Source organism: Campylobacter sp. IFREMER_LSEM_CL2090 (genome assembly GCF_025771865.1).
Taxonomy (GTDB): Bacteria; Campylobacterota; Campylobacteria; order Campylobacterales; family Campylobacteraceae; genus Campylobacter_D; species Campylobacter_D lari_D.
This window is the reverse complement of the sequence record NZ_JAKMRA010000002.1, coordinates 161,517-179,348: the sequence shown is the minus strand read 5'-3', so window position 1 is coordinate 179,348 and position 17,832 is coordinate 161,517. Positions and strand designations below refer to the sequence as shown.

The 17,832-nt window shown below is 28.3% G+C and carries 17 protein-coding genes; 5 read left to right on the top strand and 12 right to left on the bottom strand.

The annotated features are described in order from the left end of the window. Positions 1 to 232: 232 nt before the first annotated feature. From L8V85_RS02055 to L8V85_RS02020, 8 genes are all read right to left on the bottom strand, one after another. On the bottom strand, positions 233 to 730 hold the full coding sequence (locus tag L8V85_RS02055; protein WP_318529728.1) for a TlpA disulfide reductase family protein: 498 nt from the start codon (positions 728 to 730) through the stop codon (positions 233 to 235). Continuing rightward, a complete protein-coding gene (locus L8V85_RS02050; protein WP_263669958.1) occupies positions 691 to 1,182 on the bottom strand; it encodes a TlpA family protein disulfide reductase in 492 nt (163 codons plus the stop codon). Before L8V85_RS02050 ends, L8V85_RS02055 begins: the two co-directional genes overlap by 40 nt. Next, positions 1,172 to 1,828, bottom strand: coding sequence for an ABC transporter ATP-binding protein (locus L8V85_RS02045; RefSeq protein ID WP_263737377.1), 657 nt, complete (start codon positions 1,826 to 1,828; stop codon positions 1,172 to 1,174). Before L8V85_RS02045 ends, L8V85_RS02050 begins: the two co-directional genes overlap by 11 nt. Next, a complete protein-coding gene (locus L8V85_RS02040) occupies positions 1,828 to 2,943 on the bottom strand; it encodes an ABC transporter permease (protein WP_263661191.1) in 1,116 nt (371 codons plus the stop codon). The genes L8V85_RS02045 and L8V85_RS02040 overlap by 1 nt, the downstream gene beginning before the upstream one ends. Further along, entirely contained in the window at positions 2,933 to 4,225 is a 1,293-nt protein-coding gene (locus tag L8V85_RS02035) for an ABC transporter permease (RefSeq protein WP_133319910.1), read from the bottom strand. The genes L8V85_RS02040 and L8V85_RS02035 overlap by 11 nt, the downstream gene beginning before the upstream one ends. After that, positions 4,215 to 5,636, bottom strand: a complete 1,422-nt coding sequence (locus L8V85_RS02030) for a Fe-S-containing protein (protein WP_133319909.1) — start codon at positions 5,634 to 5,636, stop codon at positions 4,215 to 4,217. Before L8V85_RS02030 ends, L8V85_RS02035 begins: the two co-directional genes overlap by 11 nt. A gap of 77 nt (positions 5,637 to 5,713) precedes the next feature. Continuing rightward, on the bottom strand, positions 5,714 to 6,235 hold the full coding sequence (locus L8V85_RS02025) for an iron transporter (protein ID WP_087700014.1): 522 nt from the start codon (positions 6,233 to 6,235) through the stop codon (positions 5,714 to 5,716). After that, entirely contained in the window at positions 6,232 to 8,283 is a 2,052-nt protein-coding gene (locus tag L8V85_RS02020) for an FTR1 family iron permease (RefSeq protein WP_263737376.1), read from the bottom strand. Before L8V85_RS02020 ends, L8V85_RS02025 begins: the two co-directional genes overlap by 4 nt. Positions 8,284 to 8,568: 285 nt before the next feature. Here L8V85_RS02020 and L8V85_RS02015 point away from each other — a divergent pair, with 285 nt between their 5' ends. After that, complete coding sequence (locus L8V85_RS02015) at positions 8,569 to 9,945, top strand: cation:dicarboxylate symporter family transporter (protein ID WP_263737375.1); 1,377 nt, start codon at positions 8,569 to 8,571, stop codon at positions 9,943 to 9,945. Here L8V85_RS02015 and L8V85_RS02010 read toward each other — a convergent pair. Together L8V85_RS02010 and L8V85_RS02005 are read right to left on the bottom strand one after the other, a co-directional pair. Then, on the bottom strand, positions 9,942 to 10,799 hold the full coding sequence (locus L8V85_RS02010) for a D-amino acid aminotransferase (protein WP_263737374.1): 858 nt from the start codon (positions 10,797 to 10,799) through the stop codon (positions 9,942 to 9,944). The two genes, L8V85_RS02015 and L8V85_RS02010, sit on opposite strands and share 4 nt — an antisense overlap. A gap of 11 nt (positions 10,800 to 10,810) precedes the next feature. Continuing rightward, on the bottom strand, positions 10,811 to 11,788 hold the full coding sequence (locus tag L8V85_RS02005; protein WP_263662653.1) for a glycosyl transferase family 90: 978 nt from the start codon (positions 11,786 to 11,788) through the stop codon (positions 10,811 to 10,813). Between the two features lie 132 nt (positions 11,789 to 11,920). Between L8V85_RS02005 and L8V85_RS02000 the strand changes: the two genes are divergently transcribed. Then, positions 11,921 to 12,412: a hypothetical protein gene (locus L8V85_RS02000; protein ID WP_133319905.1), complete on the top strand. Its 492-nt coding sequence runs from the start codon at positions 11,921 to 11,923 to the stop codon at positions 12,410 to 12,412. Here the strand turns inward: L8V85_RS02000 and L8V85_RS01995 are convergent. Both L8V85_RS01995 and rsmH read right to left on the bottom strand, forming a co-directional pair. Then, the gene (locus L8V85_RS01995) at positions 12,409 to 13,332 is read right to left on the bottom strand and encodes a hypothetical protein (RefSeq protein ID WP_263737373.1); all 924 of its coding nucleotides are present in this window, start codon (positions 13,330 to 13,332) and stop codon (positions 12,409 to 12,411) included. The genes L8V85_RS02000 and L8V85_RS01995 overlap by 4 nt on opposite strands. Before the next feature lie 3 nt (positions 13,333 to 13,335). Beyond that, positions 13,336 to 14,253, bottom strand: a complete 918-nt coding sequence (gene rsmH / locus L8V85_RS01990) for a 16S rRNA (cytosine(1402)-N(4))-methyltransferase RsmH (RefSeq protein WP_263737372.1) — start codon at positions 14,251 to 14,253, stop codon at positions 13,336 to 13,338. Positions 14,254 to 14,313: 60 nt separating this feature from the next. Here rsmH and L8V85_RS01985 point away from each other — a divergent pair, with 60 nt between their 5' ends. The 3 genes from L8V85_RS01985 to ftsA all read left to right on the top strand — a co-directional run bounded on the left by L8V85_RS01985 (position 14,314) and on the right by ftsA (position 17,828). Further along, the gene (locus L8V85_RS01985; RefSeq protein ID WP_263659740.1) at positions 14,314 to 14,892 is read left to right on the top strand and encodes a class II aldolase and adducin N-terminal domain-containing protein; all 579 of its coding nucleotides are present in this window, start codon (positions 14,314 to 14,316) and stop codon (positions 14,890 to 14,892) included. A gap of 81 nt (positions 14,893 to 14,973) precedes the next feature. Then, on the top strand, positions 14,974 to 16,452 hold the full coding sequence (locus L8V85_RS01980; protein WP_263737371.1) for a peptidylprolyl isomerase: 1,479 nt from the start codon (positions 14,974 to 14,976) through the stop codon (positions 16,450 to 16,452). Continuing rightward, positions 16,449 to 17,828, top strand: coding sequence for a cell division protein FtsA (ftsA, locus tag L8V85_RS01975; protein WP_220566695.1), 1,380 nt, complete (start codon positions 16,449 to 16,451; stop codon positions 17,826 to 17,828). The genes L8V85_RS01980 and ftsA overlap by 4 nt, the downstream gene beginning before the upstream one ends. Positions 17,829 to 17,832 lie beyond the last annotated feature (4 nt).

Below are 17,832 nucleotides of genomic sequence, written 5' to 3'. Positions count from 1 at the left end.
GTGAGGTGATTTTTGGATAAAAATCTTAACATGTAAATCCTTTCAAAAATAGTTAATGTATTTGATTGATTCATTATCCATTTGCGTGTTTTACAATATTCATTGACAATATTTTGATAATGAACTTGGAATATTAATATTTTATTTATAAATTTATACTTAAAAATATTTTAAGATAAAAAATATCTTAAATACTGCAAATACAACAATATTAATACTTTTAATAAAAAAATTATTGTAAAAATTTAATCTTATTTTCTAAAACACTTTTTGGAGTAAGTCCGATGAATTTTTCATTTATCTTGCCTTTTTCATCATAAAAAACTATCACAGGCACACCATAAATTCCACCCACAGCTTTAGACAAAAATGAGCTTGCTTTAGCTTCATACATAAGTGGTAAATCTAACTTTTTTTCCAAAAGAATTTTTTGGGCTTCTTCTTTTGATTTAGCTCCATTTAACACCGCTAAAATAGGAAAATTTCTTTCTCTATAAAGTTCATTTAGCATCGGAATTTGTGCATTACACGCACCACAATCTTGCGTGAAAAAAAATAAAGCATAAGCTTGATTTGCATTTTGTGTTTTTAAGGTTTTTTCAAAACCATCGTATTTAAAAGTATAGTTTTGACTTGAATTTAAGGTTTGAAATTCATTATTTGAGCATGCACTAAAGAAAAAAACACTTATTAAAGCCAAGAAGCAATAGAAGCTTTTAGTTGTGACCATGGTTTTTCTCCTATAATTTTATCTTGCACAACACCATCTTTAATGACAAAAGTTGTTGGCACTGCAAAAATGTTAAATCTTTGCCATGATATATCTAAATCATCTTGCAAAAATATAATATTTTTATAATCATATTTTGTAGCAAATTCTTCAAAATCTTTCCCCTTATCCACAGAATCAAGTGCTAAAATAGTGATTTTTTTAGGATATTCGCTAGCTAGTTTCTCCAAGAGTGGTAAGTCTTTTAAACAAGATGCACAACCTTGCTCTACAAAGGTTAAAACAATGAGATTATCAAAATCAGCTAGTTTGATTTTCTCACCTTCTAAATTTTTAGCTGCGATTTCTGGTGCTTTTAAGCCTACTTTGCCGCCATTTTTATTGTTGTTTTCAAAACATGCACTTAAAAAAACTAAACATAAACAAGCTAAAATTATACTTTTAATTTTCACTTTTCATCACTCCATGGCTTAAAATGATAGTTCTATCAGCAAAAGTAGCTAAGTCTGGATTGTGAGTGATTAAAACTATGGTTTTACCATCTTGTTTTAATTTACAAAAAAGCTCTAAAATGTTTTTTTCATTTGCCTCATCTAAATTTCCAGTTGGCTCATCTGCTAATAAAATTTCAGGATCATTCACTAAAGCTCTTGCTATACATAGCCTTTGTTGCTCCCCGCCACTTAATTGGCTAGGTAAATGCGTAAGTCTGTGTGAAAGCCCTACTTTTTCTAGTGCCATTATAGCGTCTTTTTGTTCTATACTTGAGTGATAAAACTGAGCTAGCATAACATTTTCTAAAGTATTTAAATAAGGTATTAAATGAAATTGTTGAAAAATCAAACCTATTTTTTCTCTTCTAATTACGCTTTTTTCTTCTTCACTTAAATTTCCAACTTCTTTATCATCTAAAAAATACTCCCCACTACTTTGAGTATCCATTAAAGAAAGTATATTTAAAAGTGTTGATTTACCTGAACCTGATGGGCCCATAATGGCTAGCCATTCGCCTTGCTTTACTTCTAGGTTGATATTTTGCAAAGCTTTAACTTCATTAAAATTACGATTTAAATTTGAAATTTTTATAATATTTTTCATCACTCACCCTTTAAATTTTCACAAACATTGATTTTTAAGGCTTTTTTTAGCGGTAAGATACTTGCAAAAAATGCAAATACCAAAGAAACAAGTACCGCAAAAAACACTGAAAGCAATCTAAAATCTATACTTGCATTAAAAATCAAATACCCAAAAATATTTGCCAAAAAATATCCACAAAAAGCGCCGAGCAAACTCGCACTCAAGCTTAAAATAAACACTTCAGCTCCAAAAAGTTTAATAACTTCTTTATGTTTAGCTCCTAGTGCAAGGTGCAAGGCTATTTCTTTTTTTCTTGAAAAAATCACTGCACTAAGAGTGGTATTTACGCTCAAAGAACTAATGAGCAAAATAGTTAAACTAATCAAAGCCATCAAAGCCTTGATCTTTTCTAAAATCACACCTTCACTAATGGATACTGAAGCTATGACTTTGGCTTCTACATTAGCCTTGCTAAGTTCTTTTGCTTTTTGATCTAAGCTTTCATAATCACCTAGTAAAATAGCTTGAGCATAATTTATCACTTCTTTAGCTGCTAACTCTTGAGCTTTTTTTAAAGAGATGATTAAAACCCCATCTTGCTCATCATTGCTTCTTAAAATAGCTTTGATTTTTACTTTGACTATTTTAGATATACTTGGGTTATAAATTTGCAATTCTTGTCCTATTTTAAGCTCTAATTGTTTAGCTAAATCAGCCCCCACAAAGGCACTATCTTCACTAAAATCACTCAAAGAAAAGCTTCCTTTTAAAACCTCCATAAAAGGCTTGGTAAGCTTTAAATTTGCAAAATCAACCCCAACAACTACCGCACTTGAACTTTCAAGATTATAAAAACCATATAAAAATGGGGTTAAAGCTTTTGCTTTCAAGTTTTCTTTGGCTTGATTAAATTCATCCATGCTTAAAAACTCATCATCTTTTGGCGTGATGATAAAATTAGCTCCATAAGCTTTTAATTCTTTGGACAATTTTGTGTCAATATCAAAATAAATATTAAAAAATGAGGCGCTAACCATAGCACCCATAAACACAGCTATAAAAATAATACAAACTCTTTTATAAGAAAAAATAAGAGATTTAAAAACCTCTTGCATAAAAAAATTATTTCCCATATAAAACCTCTGAAGTAGAAAGTTTAGAAATTCCTTTGATAGAAAACAAGCATCCTAAAAATACTATAAGCACTGCAAAAAATAAACAAATTGGTAGGATAATCCAGGAAATTTCAATGGTATGTTCAAATATACTCAAGGCGATAATCTCTGACATACCTATACCAAAAGCAAAGCCCAAAACAGCCCCAACTAAAGCTACCACAACCCCTTCTAACGCAAAAATCATATAAATTTGCAAAGTGCTAGCACCTAAAGCTTTTAAAAGCCCTATTTCACTTTTTCTTCTAAAAATATCCGCACTCATTAAAGATGATATGGCTATGGAAGCTACGATTAAGCATATAATGCTAACTACTGCCATTAAAGATTGAATTTTAGATACTATCAAACTTTCTGCATCTGAAATCGCACTCACTACTTTTGTGCTTGCACCTTTAAAATCTTCTGCAATTTGATAGGCAATAGAACTTACATAAGCAGTGCAATACCACTGATCATACTCAAGCTGATCAAGACTATCTACATCGCGTCTTGCTTTTTGCGCTAAATCATTTTCAGGTATAGTCAAAGCTGAAACTTCTGCTTTTGAGAATAAACCTTCTTTTTTAGAAAGCTTTTGTGCCAAAAGCAAAGAAGTGATGATTTTATTTGAAAAAGCTTGAGTTAAATCCATAATACCAACAATTTTTACTTTAAAAATTTGATCATTTTGCACAAGGGTGATTTCATCATCTATTTTTAAATCGTACTTTTGTGCTAAATCTATTCCTAGCATTATCTCATCTAAACTATCATCTTTTGGGTAATTTCCTTTGATTTGACTATATTTGTACAATTCTTTAATACCTGCATAAAAATCATCATCATCTTGAATCTTTATAGCCTTATCAAAATAAGTTCCCACTAAAGAGATATTTTCATAATTTGCATTTGGAGTTTGAATTTTTACCTGAGTATCTAAAAATGGCGCAAAGGCATTGATATTATTTCTCCAAAAAATTTCTTTTATAGTATGGAGCTTGTTTTCTTCTAAAAAATTTTGATTTTTCAAAGGCTCATAAATTTTATTACCCACTTCTACACTCAAACTTGCACCTTTAGGTAAAACTAAAATGTTTGATCCATAACTTCTTAATTCTTTTGTAATTTCATTACCTATACCCAAAGTAAGATTTAACATAGTAGCCATAAGTAAAGTAGCTAAAAAAATCGTTAGTAAGGCTAGAGATTTTTGGATTTTATTTTGAAAAATAGAGTTTTTTACAATCTTAACTTGCATAGTCATTTCCTAATAAATTATGAATTCTATATTTTGAAGATTTATTCATATCGATGTATTTTAAAGGATCGTTTTTAAACTCTTCATAATTTTTTTCATTAGCAAAAAAATATGTTCTTCCTTTATAAACATAAGATCTTGGTGCTTTTAAGTTAATAAGCTCGGTATGATCAATAGGATCATAAACTTTCTTTTCTACTACTTGAGTGAAAAAATTTACCCCATCTAAAATTTCTGAAAAAGGTATGATAACTTTACCATTTTCAAATTTATATTTCATAGGGATAGGATTACACCCACCTGCCTTACCTACACTTGGTAAGAAAATTCTAACATTACATGAAATACAAATTAACTCTCCACCTTTTTTAACATACCCCATATCTCCACATATACTACAAGCATCAAAAACTGCTACTGGAGAGTCTTTATCTTCTCTTTTGTTAATCAAGAAAAATCTTACCACTTTACCCTCATCGCTAATATAAGCAAAGCGATGTAAGTTATTATCTCTTAATATTGCCACATCAAAAACAAATTCATTATTTTCATTTGGCTCTACATAGGTTGGCTCGTCTATGGTGATTGGTCTTGAAGCATGCAAGTCATAAAAGAGAAAAATACAAAGACTTAAAATCATAGCACTAAAAATACTTGCACTAAAATTAGTTATAGTTGAATTTTTTGCTTGATTTTTTCTAAATTCTATATCAAAATCTTTTTTCTTGCTGTTTTCACTCACTCTTTGCTTTAAAGCTAAAACTATACAAATTCCTAGCAATAAAAACCATATATATGTATAGAATTTAGCATAATATACACTTTTTGCCACATAGCTTAAATATAAACTTTCTGTTTCTATCACACCTTCTCTCATAAGGTGCAATAAAATTTGTGCTAAAGCTTCATTTAGATAAAAAATCACGATAATGAGTAAAAATAAATTTAAAAATTTAAATTTAAATTCCCTTAGCCATCTTGTAAAAAGATAAACCCCAAAACACATCACAAAAGCAAGCAAAATAAGCCCAAAAGAACTAATCGCTAAAGAATCTAAAAAATTAGTGCTTAATATAGGAAAGTCGATAGAAATATGTAAGTATTTTATACCAAAAGCAAAAGATAATAAAAAAAGCAATATTGCTTGAATTTTTTCTTTTAAAAAATTATTTTTTATAAAAGAAAAAATGATAACACTTAAAAACAATAAAACAAATAAAACATCATTAGAAAAATACAACAAATCATAACTTAGTGTTTTAGCGCTAATAAAAAAAGCAAAATAAGAAAAAACAAAACCCACAAAAGCAAGTTTAAACACTAAAGAATTTTTTAGATTATAAAAAAATAAAGCACTTAAAAGTGCGTAAGAAAAAAATACTCCAAAAAAATGTACAAAATAAATCGACATGGGCTCTTCTTTGATAGAATTTATTTATAAAATCAATAATTTTATAAATAAACCCTAGCAAAAAGCTAGGGAAAAAATCACTTAGGTTTTCCTGTGTATTTAAAGTTGTATTTAACTGAAAATGGCTCAAACCATTTACCAACACCCGTTTCTTTATCAACATGGCGTCCAAAACCTTGTTTTTCTGGGCTTTCTATTAAAAATACTAACTCATAGTTTCCTATGCCTGTATCCATTTTTAAATTTGCACCATAGTGAGGGCCATCATCTGCTACCATAGGCATAAGAGTTCCTGTTTTTACTTTACCATTGTCAAGATTAGTTAGTTTATAAGCTATAGTTAAATAAGGAATCCAAAAACCTTCTGGAAAGCCATTTTTATTGCCCTTTAATGCATGAATATCTGCTTCAAGGTGAATATCTGCTAAACTTGCTGCAAGATCAATCCCTCTTGGCTCCATTTCGATTGGCTGTAAATAAACTGCTGCTATTTCCATACCATTTAACTCATAAGGATCGCCAATTGGCACCTCTGCTGCAAAAACTGAACTAGCTAAAATACTAACTGCTGCACCCAAACTTAATAAAGTTTTTTTCATATTTTTTCCCTTTTATTTGAAATTTGCTTTGTTATAAAAATACCCATAATGAGTAAGATTAAAACCATAAACTGAGGTATGATGCTCTCATAGTAAGGATAAATTCCAAGCCATAAAATTCCTTCAAAATCAAAAGGAAGTAAGCTTGGTGTAATAACCTTGGCTTCTATGAGCTCACCAATGCCTTTGCCTGTAAAGACAAAGACCATATAAAAAATAATGTATGAAGTTATATAGAAAAATTGTTTTACTGGTATTTTTAAAGCACCAGCTTTTAATAAATAATAAAGTATTATAAGTATAATTAATCCACTAGCTAATCCTATAAATATAAAACTATAATCTGTGCTTGTTTTTGCATCAAATAATAAAGCTTGATAAAAAAGAATAGTTTCAGCACCTTCTCTGTATACAGCTAAAAACACACTAAACCATAAAGTTTTTGCTGAATTATTTGAGATAGCTTCAACTGCTTGAGTTTTTACATAATTTGCCCATTTTTTATTTTGCGCATTTGATAAAAGCCAAAAACCGACATAAAATAGTAATGCAACAGCCACAAGCATAGTAATGCCCTCTAAAAATTCTCTACTTTGCCCTGCTTGTTCTTTAAAAATCCATGAAATAAAAAATGCAGTTACAAAACTTAAAAATACTCCACTCCAAAGTGCTGAATATACTATACTTAAACGCTTTTTATTACCACTTTGAACTAAATATGAAACTATGGCTACAACAATGATTAAAGCCTCTAAACCTTCTCTTAAGATAATACCCAAAGCCCATATAAATAAAGACATAGGTGAAGATTCTTGAATTTTATCCAAAGAATTTTCAATTAATGCACCAAGCTCATCAAAATTCTGTTTTAATTCTTCTTTAGAAGCACTTGCTTTAATAAGTGCAACACCTTTTGAAAAATAACTTTCTATTTTTAATTTTAAAGCACTATCAATAGCACCAATTTTACTTTCCATACCACTTGCTTCAAAAATATCCAAATAAACATTTTGTAAAGCATCTATGCTATTTAAATTAAAACCATCATAATTTTGTAAAATATTATTAAGTGCAATTTTTATATCATCATATACTTTAGTATAGTTTTTAGTACTCATAACACTTTCATTAAAGCCTTTAACCTGAAGTAAAGCTAATTCTTCTTTAGGTAAAGCTAGGAATGCTTCATATAATAAATCTGATATGTCTGAAATTTCATCTCTTATAGCTTTTTCATCCAAAGTGTTATTGTTGATTTTTCTTATTATAGTTCTAAGTTTTGTTTGAATTTTTTTATCCATACCCGCTTTTGTGTATCTTGCTACTAAAACTTCTACCTTTGAATTTCTATAATCTTCGAATAATGCTGATTGGATTAAATCTTTAGCTTTTTGGTAATCTTTATTTACAAAAGCCAATGCTGCTTGATCAAGTTTTGAAATCATTGAATCCATTAAAAATTGCAATCTTGCATCCATAGCTGAAGCTTCTTGTAAGGCTAATAATGTTTCGTCTTTTTGGATATTTTGCTCTTGAGTAGTTGAATTTTGAGTCAAATTTGATGATGTTTGTCCTTTAACATCCTCTCCAAGTAAAGATGCAAACATAGCTTCAGCTTGCGCTTGACGCTCTTTTTCTGCTTTTAAAGATGAGCTTTCAGCTGCTTTTTTATCATAATTTATATCACTAGCTTCAGCTTTTAATTGAAATCCTTTTTCTAATATAGGAACGACTTCATCTAAATCAAAATACAAGCTACTAATTAAAGCTTCTATCTTAGAAATATCTTCTTTATCTTTATACATTTTTCTTAAATTAATAAATTTACGCTCCATCACAATGACTTTTCTACCGACATTGCGACCAATAGAGCCTTCCATGGTTTCAAAATGCTGAAAATATGCATCTTCAGCTTTTTTCTTAGCTTCTAAATTTTTATTATCTTTATATAACACCATGCTTTCATTCAAAATTTGCTTAATATTTTGACTTTCTTTTTGATAATCAATATCCCTAGCAAGTGTTAAAGAACAAAATAAAAAAATCATTAATAAACTTATTTTTTTAAACACTATTTTACTCCGAAATGATATTCATTTTTAAAATCATAGTCACAAGTATAGTACTAGCTTTCTTAAATTTAGATAAACATTATCATTATTTATTTCATAATAAATCATACAAAAATACTACAAAATGCTACTTTTATCTACAAAATAAGATAAAAAATTATTATTTTTAGCTTTTATATTTATTTTTTATTTATTTTAACAATAAAAATAAGTTTTTATTTGCTAATATGTATCGTTTTTTAAAATTACAAGGAGTTTTTTATGCTAGTTATTACTCATGAAAAACCAAGCAAGCTCAAAAAAATGTTAAAAAATTTAGGTTTTTGGGTGATTATAGGAATTATAGCTGGCATTTGCCTTGGCTTATTAGATAAGGAATTTGCATTAGCTAGTAAAATCGGTGTAGATTATTTTATACAAGCTTTAAAAATTCTCATAGGTCCTATTATATTTTTAACTATTGTTTTAGGTGTTATTAGTCTTGAAAGCTTAAAACAAGTTGGAAGCATAGGAGCTAAAGCTTTGCTTTATTTTGAAATAGTAAGCACTTTTGCTTTAGCTATTGGCATTTTTATGGCAAACATTATGGGACCTGGTAAAGGAATGAACCTTGATCCAAGCACTCTAGATCAAGAAAGTGTGACTCAATTTGTTAATAAAAATATAGAAATAAGTGCGCAAAATGAAATTTTGCATATTTTAAAAGACGCTATACCTACTGATATCATAGCTGCTTTTAGCGAGGGAAAAACTTTGCAAATCTTAGTTATAGCCCTAGCTTGTGCTTTTATTATTTCACTTATGAGAATTGATGAGAGAAAAGCTATACAAAAAACCTTAGAAATTATGCAAAGTTTTGTTTTTAAAATCTTAGAAATCATTATGTATTTTTCTCCCATCGCCGCTTTTTCTGCGATGGCTTTTTTAGTGGCAAAATATGGACTTGATTCTTTATTAAATTTGGGTTATTTGCTTATTGTTATGTTGCTTGCTTCTTTGCTTTTTATCTTTGGAGTTTTAGGGCTTATTTGTTTTATTGCTAAAGTCAATATTTTTAAATTTATGCGTTTTATCTCAAGAGAAGTTTTAATAGTTTTTGCCACGAGTTCTAGCGAATCAGCATTAGCTCCGCTTATGAGAAAACTTGAAAAAGCAGGAATTTCAAAAGCCACTGTGGGCTTGGTATTACCAACTGGATATAGTTTTAATCTTGATTGTACTAATATTTATTTGGCTATGAGTTTAATTTTCCTTGCTCAAGCTTTTAATGTAGAACTTTCTTTAACTCATGAAATTAGCATTTTAATAGTGCTTATGATAGCCTCAAAAGGTGCTGTTGGTGTGACTGGATCAGGTTTTATTATACTAGGAAGTACACTTGCGGCTTTATCTAATATGCATATTGTAGAAGCTAACAATGGCTTAGGAGCAAGTTTGGGCGAGGTTTTACCTGTGGCTGCCATTTCTATACTTTTGGGCGTGGATAAATTTATGTCTGAAATTCGTGCTGTGGGAAATTTATGTGGTAATAGCGTAGCAGCTTTAATCGTAGCTATTTGGGATAAACAAATAGACTGGGAAAAATTTCGCTACGCTCTAGATAATCCTAAAGAATTTACTAATGCGGGTTTTGATTAAAAAACCTCTTTTTGAATTTTTTCTACATATTTTTCTCTTAGTTTTTGGGTATAAAAGCCCACCTTACCATCATTAATTACCTTACTATCTGCTTTTATAACACCTAAAATCAAAAAAGTAGCCGCAGAAATAAACACCTCATCAGCCTCATACACTTCTTTCATACTAAAAGCTCTTTGATCTACTTTAAGATCAAGTTCTTTTGCAAATTTTAAGATATTTTTACGGCGAATTCCTGGTAAGATTTCATTAGAAAATGGCTTAGTGATTAAAGTTTTATCTTTTATAATAAAAGCTGAACTACTAGAAGCTTCCGTTACTAAAGCATTTTCTACCATAAAAGCTTCAAAAACCTTAGCTTTAACAGCTTCTTCTTTTGCAAGACATTGAGCTAATAAAGAAATTGATTTTATATCCCTTCTTTTCCACCTTAAATCAGCTGTTGAAATAACACTCACCCCATTTTTAGCAAACTCATGCTCAATCACCTTGCATTCAAAAGCAAAGGCCATAATAGTAGGTTTTAACCCCTTTAAAAGAGCAAAATTTCTACTAGCAACCCCTCTAGTAATTTGCATATAAAGCCCGCCTTCTTTGAGAGAATTTTTAATGATTAATTGTTTTAAAATATTTTCAAATTCTTCTTTTGTATAAGGAATTTGTAGATTAATTTGGGCTAAACTACGCTCAAAACGCTCCCAAAATTCTTCCTTATCAGCTATTTTTGCATTTACCACAGGAACTACTTCATAAATTCCATCTCCAAAGATAAAACCTCTATCAAAAATACTCACTTTAGCTTCGCTAGCTTTTATAAATTCATCATTTAAAAATACTATTTCCATCTCTTGCATAAACTCTCCTTTTAATCAAATAAATTAATAATATCTTTTGGTAAATCAAGCTGATTAGAATAATAAAAATACTTAGCTAAAACTAAAATTCCTATATAAAATTCTATCTTTTCATCTAAAAATTGCTCTATATAAGCATGAGCATTTTGTATGATTTCTTTTGCTCTATGTGGATTAGCTAAATAATAATCAAGCAAAGCTTCTACATTTTCATAATCATCATCAATCAAAGCAAAATGCTCATTTGGAACTAACTTTCCTTCCATAAACCAAGTTTCATAACGCATTTTTGGAGCTAAAACTAAAGAATTTGTTTTCATCGCCCACTTTAAGTTGCTTGCTACATCATTACCTTCCAATGAAAGTAAAAATTTAAACTGGGTTTGATAGGCTCTGCTAATTTTAAAATTTAAATTTTTAATCCATTTTTCGGCTTGAATTTTTCTACCGCCAACATGAGCAATATCGCAACGAGGATTATCAAAATATTTTTCAAAAAATTTAATACGATGAGGTTGATAAATTGCACCTCTAAAAAAGAGTAAGTCTTTTTTATCTTCAAATTGGTTTTTATCTTGTATAAAATCAAAATGTCTATTTTTGTCTAATTTTAAAATGATATTATTAAAGCCATTTTCAACTGGTCTTGATTTAGCTATGCTTGGATATTTAAGATTATAACTAATATCTCCAAAACCTTTAATCCATAAAAAATCATCATTAAAATACTTACTAATCGCATAAGCATCATAAGCATAGGAAGTTTTTTTAAAGGGAAATTTTCCTATTTTTTCATAATTTTGAAAATTTTTTATATCAAAAAAATCATTTTGCAAATTGTAATAATTTAAGCGAGTAATAATATTATCTATATTTTTTGATTTTAAAAGCTCTTTGAAAATATTTTGTAATTGATTTTGATAAATTTTTCTAGGTATAAAACTTTTAGCTATGCCTTTTACATTCATCATAAATCTAGAGTCTGCCATCTTTTTCTTTCTTTAATATGCAAAAATAATGTAAATTTTAACACAAGATTTCATTTACAAGACTTAAAATTTATCTTATTTAAAAACAAAAATGCTAAAATCACAAAAATCACATACTTACTAGGTAAAACAATGAAAATACAAGAATTTATTTTAAACTTTATTTTTAAAGTTTCAAATCAACCTGTTAATTTAAAAGATTTATTAGAAGCAAATGCCTTGTTAAATGAAGGTATGATGATAGATCCTGCGAAATTAAATTTTAAATTTAAGGTATTTAATTCTTATCTTATATATACCCTTTTTTGTATAGCCATTTTAGTTCCTATGCTTATCATCAGCCATTATTTTTTAACAATTATTGATTTTCATATTAGTATCTTAAGTGCTATTTTTGTTACCGCTTGTGTTTTTGTTGGCTATGATATTTTTAAAATTTATACTAGAAAAGTAATAAGCAAAAGATTATTGAAAAAAGCCTGGACTTTACATTTTCCATATTTTGCTTATGAAAAATATTCAAAAATAGCAGAAAATATTTATAATCAAGCTATTAAAGAAGAAATTCCAAAAAATCAACTTGAACAATATGTTTTAGAGAAAATCATTCAAACACAAGATTAATCTAAAAAGTCTAAAACTTGATTTTGAAAATACAATGCTTCAAGCTGTCTTTGAAGCTCTTTGTTTTCTTCATCTAAAACTAATTCTTGCGATCTTAAATCTGCTATTTCTCTACTTACATAATAAATTTGATTTCTAATATAAATTTGTGGGAAAAATATCAATAAAGCAAATGCTATCATCAAACCTGCATATAATAAATTTTTAGGGGTTAAATTTTTATTTTCCTCACTTACTATGCTATCTAAAAGTTCGTATTTATCTTCTTGATTATATTCTTGGTTTTCTTCAAGCCTTACTTTTTCTTCTAAAATTTTTTGCTCTTGCTTAGCTAATTTTTCTTTTTCTTTTAATTCTTCTTGAGCTTTTTTTATTTTTTCTTGTTCGATTTTTTTTTGCTCTTTTAATTCTTGTTTGAGTTTGATTTTTTCTTTTCTTTTTTCTTTTAAATCTTGAAATTTTGAAACAACAAAGACATTACTTTGAGTAAGAATTTTAGATATTTGAATAGAATCTTTTTTTTCTTGTTGTATTTTTTCTACTTTTTTTACTTCCTGCAAAGTTTTAACATTTTTAGATGGCTTAAGATTTTTATCATTTTTTTTATCAAATTTTTCTTTTTGCTTTTTGAAAAAATTGAGTTGTAATTTAAAAGGCTTTTTTTCTTCTAATTTAACATTTATCAAATCTTCTTTTAAATAAATAGCGGATTGCTTTTTAGGTTTTTCTTTATATTCTTCATCAAAGTCTGTAAATTTAGGTCTTTTTTTACGCTGTATTCTATTTTTTAATATGCGATCGCTTTCATTGAAATTGTGCTCATACTCTTCATAAGGTCTACCTTCTTTAATAGCCCTAGAATATTTCAACATTTTTTCGCGTATATTTTGTTTTTCTTTTAAAAAATCATCTTCAATCATTATTTACCTAAAATAAAAAATTCTCATTTTTGCACAACTTGATCTACTATTATAACTTATTTCTTCTTTGGAGGCACTTATAGCCTTTTTACTTAAAATTTTACCAAGACTATGTCCTTTACCGCATTCGCATTTTATAGCTCTTTCATCACAAATGCAGTCTTTTTCCCATCTTTTAAAAGTATTTTTTACTATTCTATCCTCTAAAGAATGAAAGCTAATAATAGCTAATTTACAATCTTTTAATTTTGCTTTTTCTATATTTTCAAGTAAGGATTTTAACTCACCAAGTTCATTATTTACTTCTATACGCAAAGCTTGAAATACGAGCAAAACTAAAGATACATTGCGTCCTTTTAACTTAGCATTTCCTATAATTTGACTTAATTCTTTTGCACTTGTAATCTCTTTTTGACTTCTTGCATTGATAATTTTTTGAGCAAGCATTGAAGCAACCGGCGCTAGATCTCCATAGTCTTTAAAAATTCGTTCTAAAGTTTCCTTGTTGTAAGAATTTACTACTTCTTTAGCACTTAAAGGATTATTTTGATCCATTCTCATATCTAAAAAATCAGAATTTAGTGAAAAACCCCTATCATTTTTATCAAGCTGCAAAGAAGATACACCAATATCGGCTAAAATTCCTCTTATGTTTTGCGTTGAAATTTGAGTTAAAATATCTTTAAAACCTATATGATTAAAACTTATTCTATCTTGAAAATTTTTTAAAAACTCTTTGGAAAAACTTAAAGCCTCTAAATCTTTATCGCAAGCAATTAATCTTAATTTTTCATGAGCTTGCAATAATGCTTTAGAATGCCCTCCATAACCCAAAGTACAATCTAAAAAATCTCCGCTATCAAAATCATCAAAAGTATTTAAAACTTCTTGTAATAAAACAGGAATATGTGGACTTTGCAAAATATACCTTTTAATATTTTTTAGTATAATACCTTAGCTAAGTTTAAAACAAGGTTTTTAATGAATAAAGAAAATATTATTTCCCAAATTCAAATTCTATCCTCATCAATGTTTAAAAAAAATTTTTTTGGAATTTGCCATGGTTCTGTTTCAGCAAAACTTTCCCAAGGCTCATTTATTATCAACAAAAGCAATGCTTTTTTGAATCAATTAGATGAAAAAAATTTAAGTATCTTAAAATTTGCAAAAGATTATAGCTGGGATGAAGCAAGCAGCGATAGTGAAATACATAAAAGCATATATGAAAATATACCTGAAGCTAAATTCGTATGTTTTGCTTATCCAGCTTATACCTTATCCATGAGTTTAAATCATGATTTCATAACACCTCAAGATTATTTTGGAGAAATTTTTTTAGAAGAAATTCGAGTTTACAATCCTAAAAGTTATGAGGATTGGGATGATAGATCACAAACTGAAATTTATCGTTATATGTTAGAACAAAAACAAAATTTTGTCGTTGTGAAAGGATATGGAATATTTGCTTATGGAAGAACAAGCTATGAACTTGGAAAAATAATAGATTTAATCGAGAATTCTTGTAAAATTATCCATTTAGCAGAGACAAATTTATCATAAAATCATAAAATTAATTTTTTATTAATCACAAATTACCTATAATTTATGGTTTAATTTAATTAATTATGGATTGGGGTAAAAATGCTCACTTGGATGCAGCATCATAAAAAATATTTAGTTATTACTATTTGGATTAGTGTTATTGCTTTTGTTGGAGCAGGTTTTGTTGGCTGGGGAAGTTATGATTTTAACACCGATAGATCAAATTCTGTTGCAAAAGTAGGCGATGAAAAAATAAGCTATGATGAATTCAATCTAAAATATTCTCAATTATTTAACTACTACTCACAATTAAACAATGGCAATTATACACAAGAACAAGCACAAAAAGATGGCTTAGATACTCAAGCTATCAATGAACTTATACAAGAAAAACTTCTACTTTCTTATGCTAAAACTTTAGGTTTAAATGTAAGCGAAGAAGAAATTGCTTATGATTTAGCGCATCAAAAAATTTTTCATAATGCTTCAGGTGTTTTTGATAAAGATTTATATTATAATTTACTTGCAAGAAACAACTATACACCAAAAGCTTATGAAAAAATTATCCATGATGAATTATTGCTTAAAAAAATCAATGCTATTTTAAATTTACAAATCAAACAAAATGAGCTTGATATGTTTGGTGCAAGTTTTTTAATGCAAGATAATTTAAAAATTCAAATAATAAAACTTGATAATAAAAATATTCCTATTGATGAAAAAGAACTAAAACAAACTTGGGAAAAAAACAAAAACCTATATAAAACACAAAAAAGCTATGAGCTTGCAACTTATTTTTTAGATCCTAATACAATCACAGTTGTTGATAAAGAAATTCAAGCTTACTATGAAGAAAATAAAAATGACTATAAAGATTTTGCAGGAAAAATTCTAAGCTTAGAACAAAGCAAAGATAAAGTTATAAAAGATTTAAAACTTTCCAAGCTTAAACTTAAAGCTAATGAAAGCTATGTTGCTTTGAGAAAAAACAAGCTTAGTTTTGACAAAAACATCACAATAAGCGATGCTGATATTTATTACCCTTTAGAAAACATACAAAAAGCTAAAGAAAATGATTTTATTAAGCCTTTTAAATTTGAAAATGGCTATATGATTGCAAAACTTATAAAAATAAATCCTATACAGACTATGACTTTTGAGCAAGCCAAAAATGAAGTGAGCAAACTTTACATCAGAGAAAAAACTAAAACTTTATTAGAAGAAAAAGCAAAGCTTGCCCTAAATAATTTCCAAGGCATAGATATAGGAACTTATAGTCGCGACTCAAGTAAAGGAGCAAAAGTAGGTGAAATGATAAATGATGCTGAATTTAGTGAGTTTTTAATGCATGTATTTGACTCAAATAAAGCTAAATCTTATGTTTTATTTGATGATAAAGCAATAGTTTATGAAATTACAAAGCAAACTCTAGAAAACAAAGATAAAGAAGAAATTTATAAATTTATCATAGAACAAAGTGCCAAACAAACTAAACAAGCTTTACTTAAGGAAGAATTATTAAAAAAACTTATAGAATTATATCCAATCCAACGCTATTATAAAGGAAATACAAATTGAATATTTTAGGAATTGATTTAGGCTCAATACAAACTTGTGCTATTTTGGCACAAAAAAGTGAAGAAGGACTTAAAATCATTGGTTTTGGAAAATCAAAATCAAATGGTATAAAAAAAGGAGCAATTACCAATATAGAGCTTGCTTCAAAATCTATAGAAGAGGCAGTAGCCGATGCACAAATGATGTCAGGTGTGCATTATGATAAAGTAATTGTATCTATTTCAGGTGCTTATGCAAAAAGTGTAGACAGTATAGGTGTAGTTAATATACCAAATCATGAAATAGGTATTAAAGAAATTCACAGAGCAGTAAGCACAGCAAAACATACCGCAAATATACCTAGTGGATATGAAATCATTCATGTATTGCCTTATAATTTTAAAGTAAATGATCTTGAGCATGTAGAAGATCCTTTGGGAATGAGTGGAAATCGTCTTGAAGTTTCTACACATATTGTAATCTCGCAAGAAGTGCATATTAAAAATCTAAAAAAAGCAGTTGAGCTTGCTGATCTTAGAGTAGATAATATCGTTCTTTCAGGATATGCTTCTTCTATCGCATGCTTTGATGATAGTGAAAAAGAACTAGGTGCTATTTTAATCGATATGGGTGGAGCGGTTTGTGATATGGTCATTCATGCGGGTAATTCTATACGATATAATGAATGCTTACAAATTGGTTCAGTAAATATCACTAATGATTTATCCATAGCTTTGCATACCCCACCAAAAGAAGCAGAAAAACTAAAATTAAATTATGCATCTTTAGCACAAAATGAAAACTCAATTATACAAATTCCATATATGGGGGATGAAAAAAGAAAAAATGAAGTTTCAGTAGAAGTTATATCTAATGTTATTTATGCAAGAATTGAAGAAACTATTATTATTTTGGCTAAAATGCTAAGTGATAATGCTTGTGCAAATCAAGCAGGAGCAGGCATAGTATTAACAGGTGGAATGACAAAATTTGCAGGACTTGACAAACTTGCTTCAGCTTATTTTGATAATAAAGCTGTTAGAATAGCGACCGCAAAAAAAGATACTATGGATGGCTTTAAAGAAATTTTTGAAGATGCAGAAAATAGCTGTGCTATAGGTCTTTGTTTATATGGTGGTGGACATTTTACTCCTTATGAATTAGATTCTAATGAAAAACTAAGATACAAAGGAGAGCCTGAATTTATCAACAAACAGATAAAACAAAATCTCACCATAGAAGAACATGAAGAAGAAAATAAAAATTTTGAAGAAATTTTTCAAGAACAGAGAGATTTTGAAGATGAAAAAACAGAATTAACAAAAGTTGAAACCAAAAAAGATAAAAAATCAAGTTTTATGCATAATTTTTGGAATAAATTAATAAACCAGTTCTAATAGG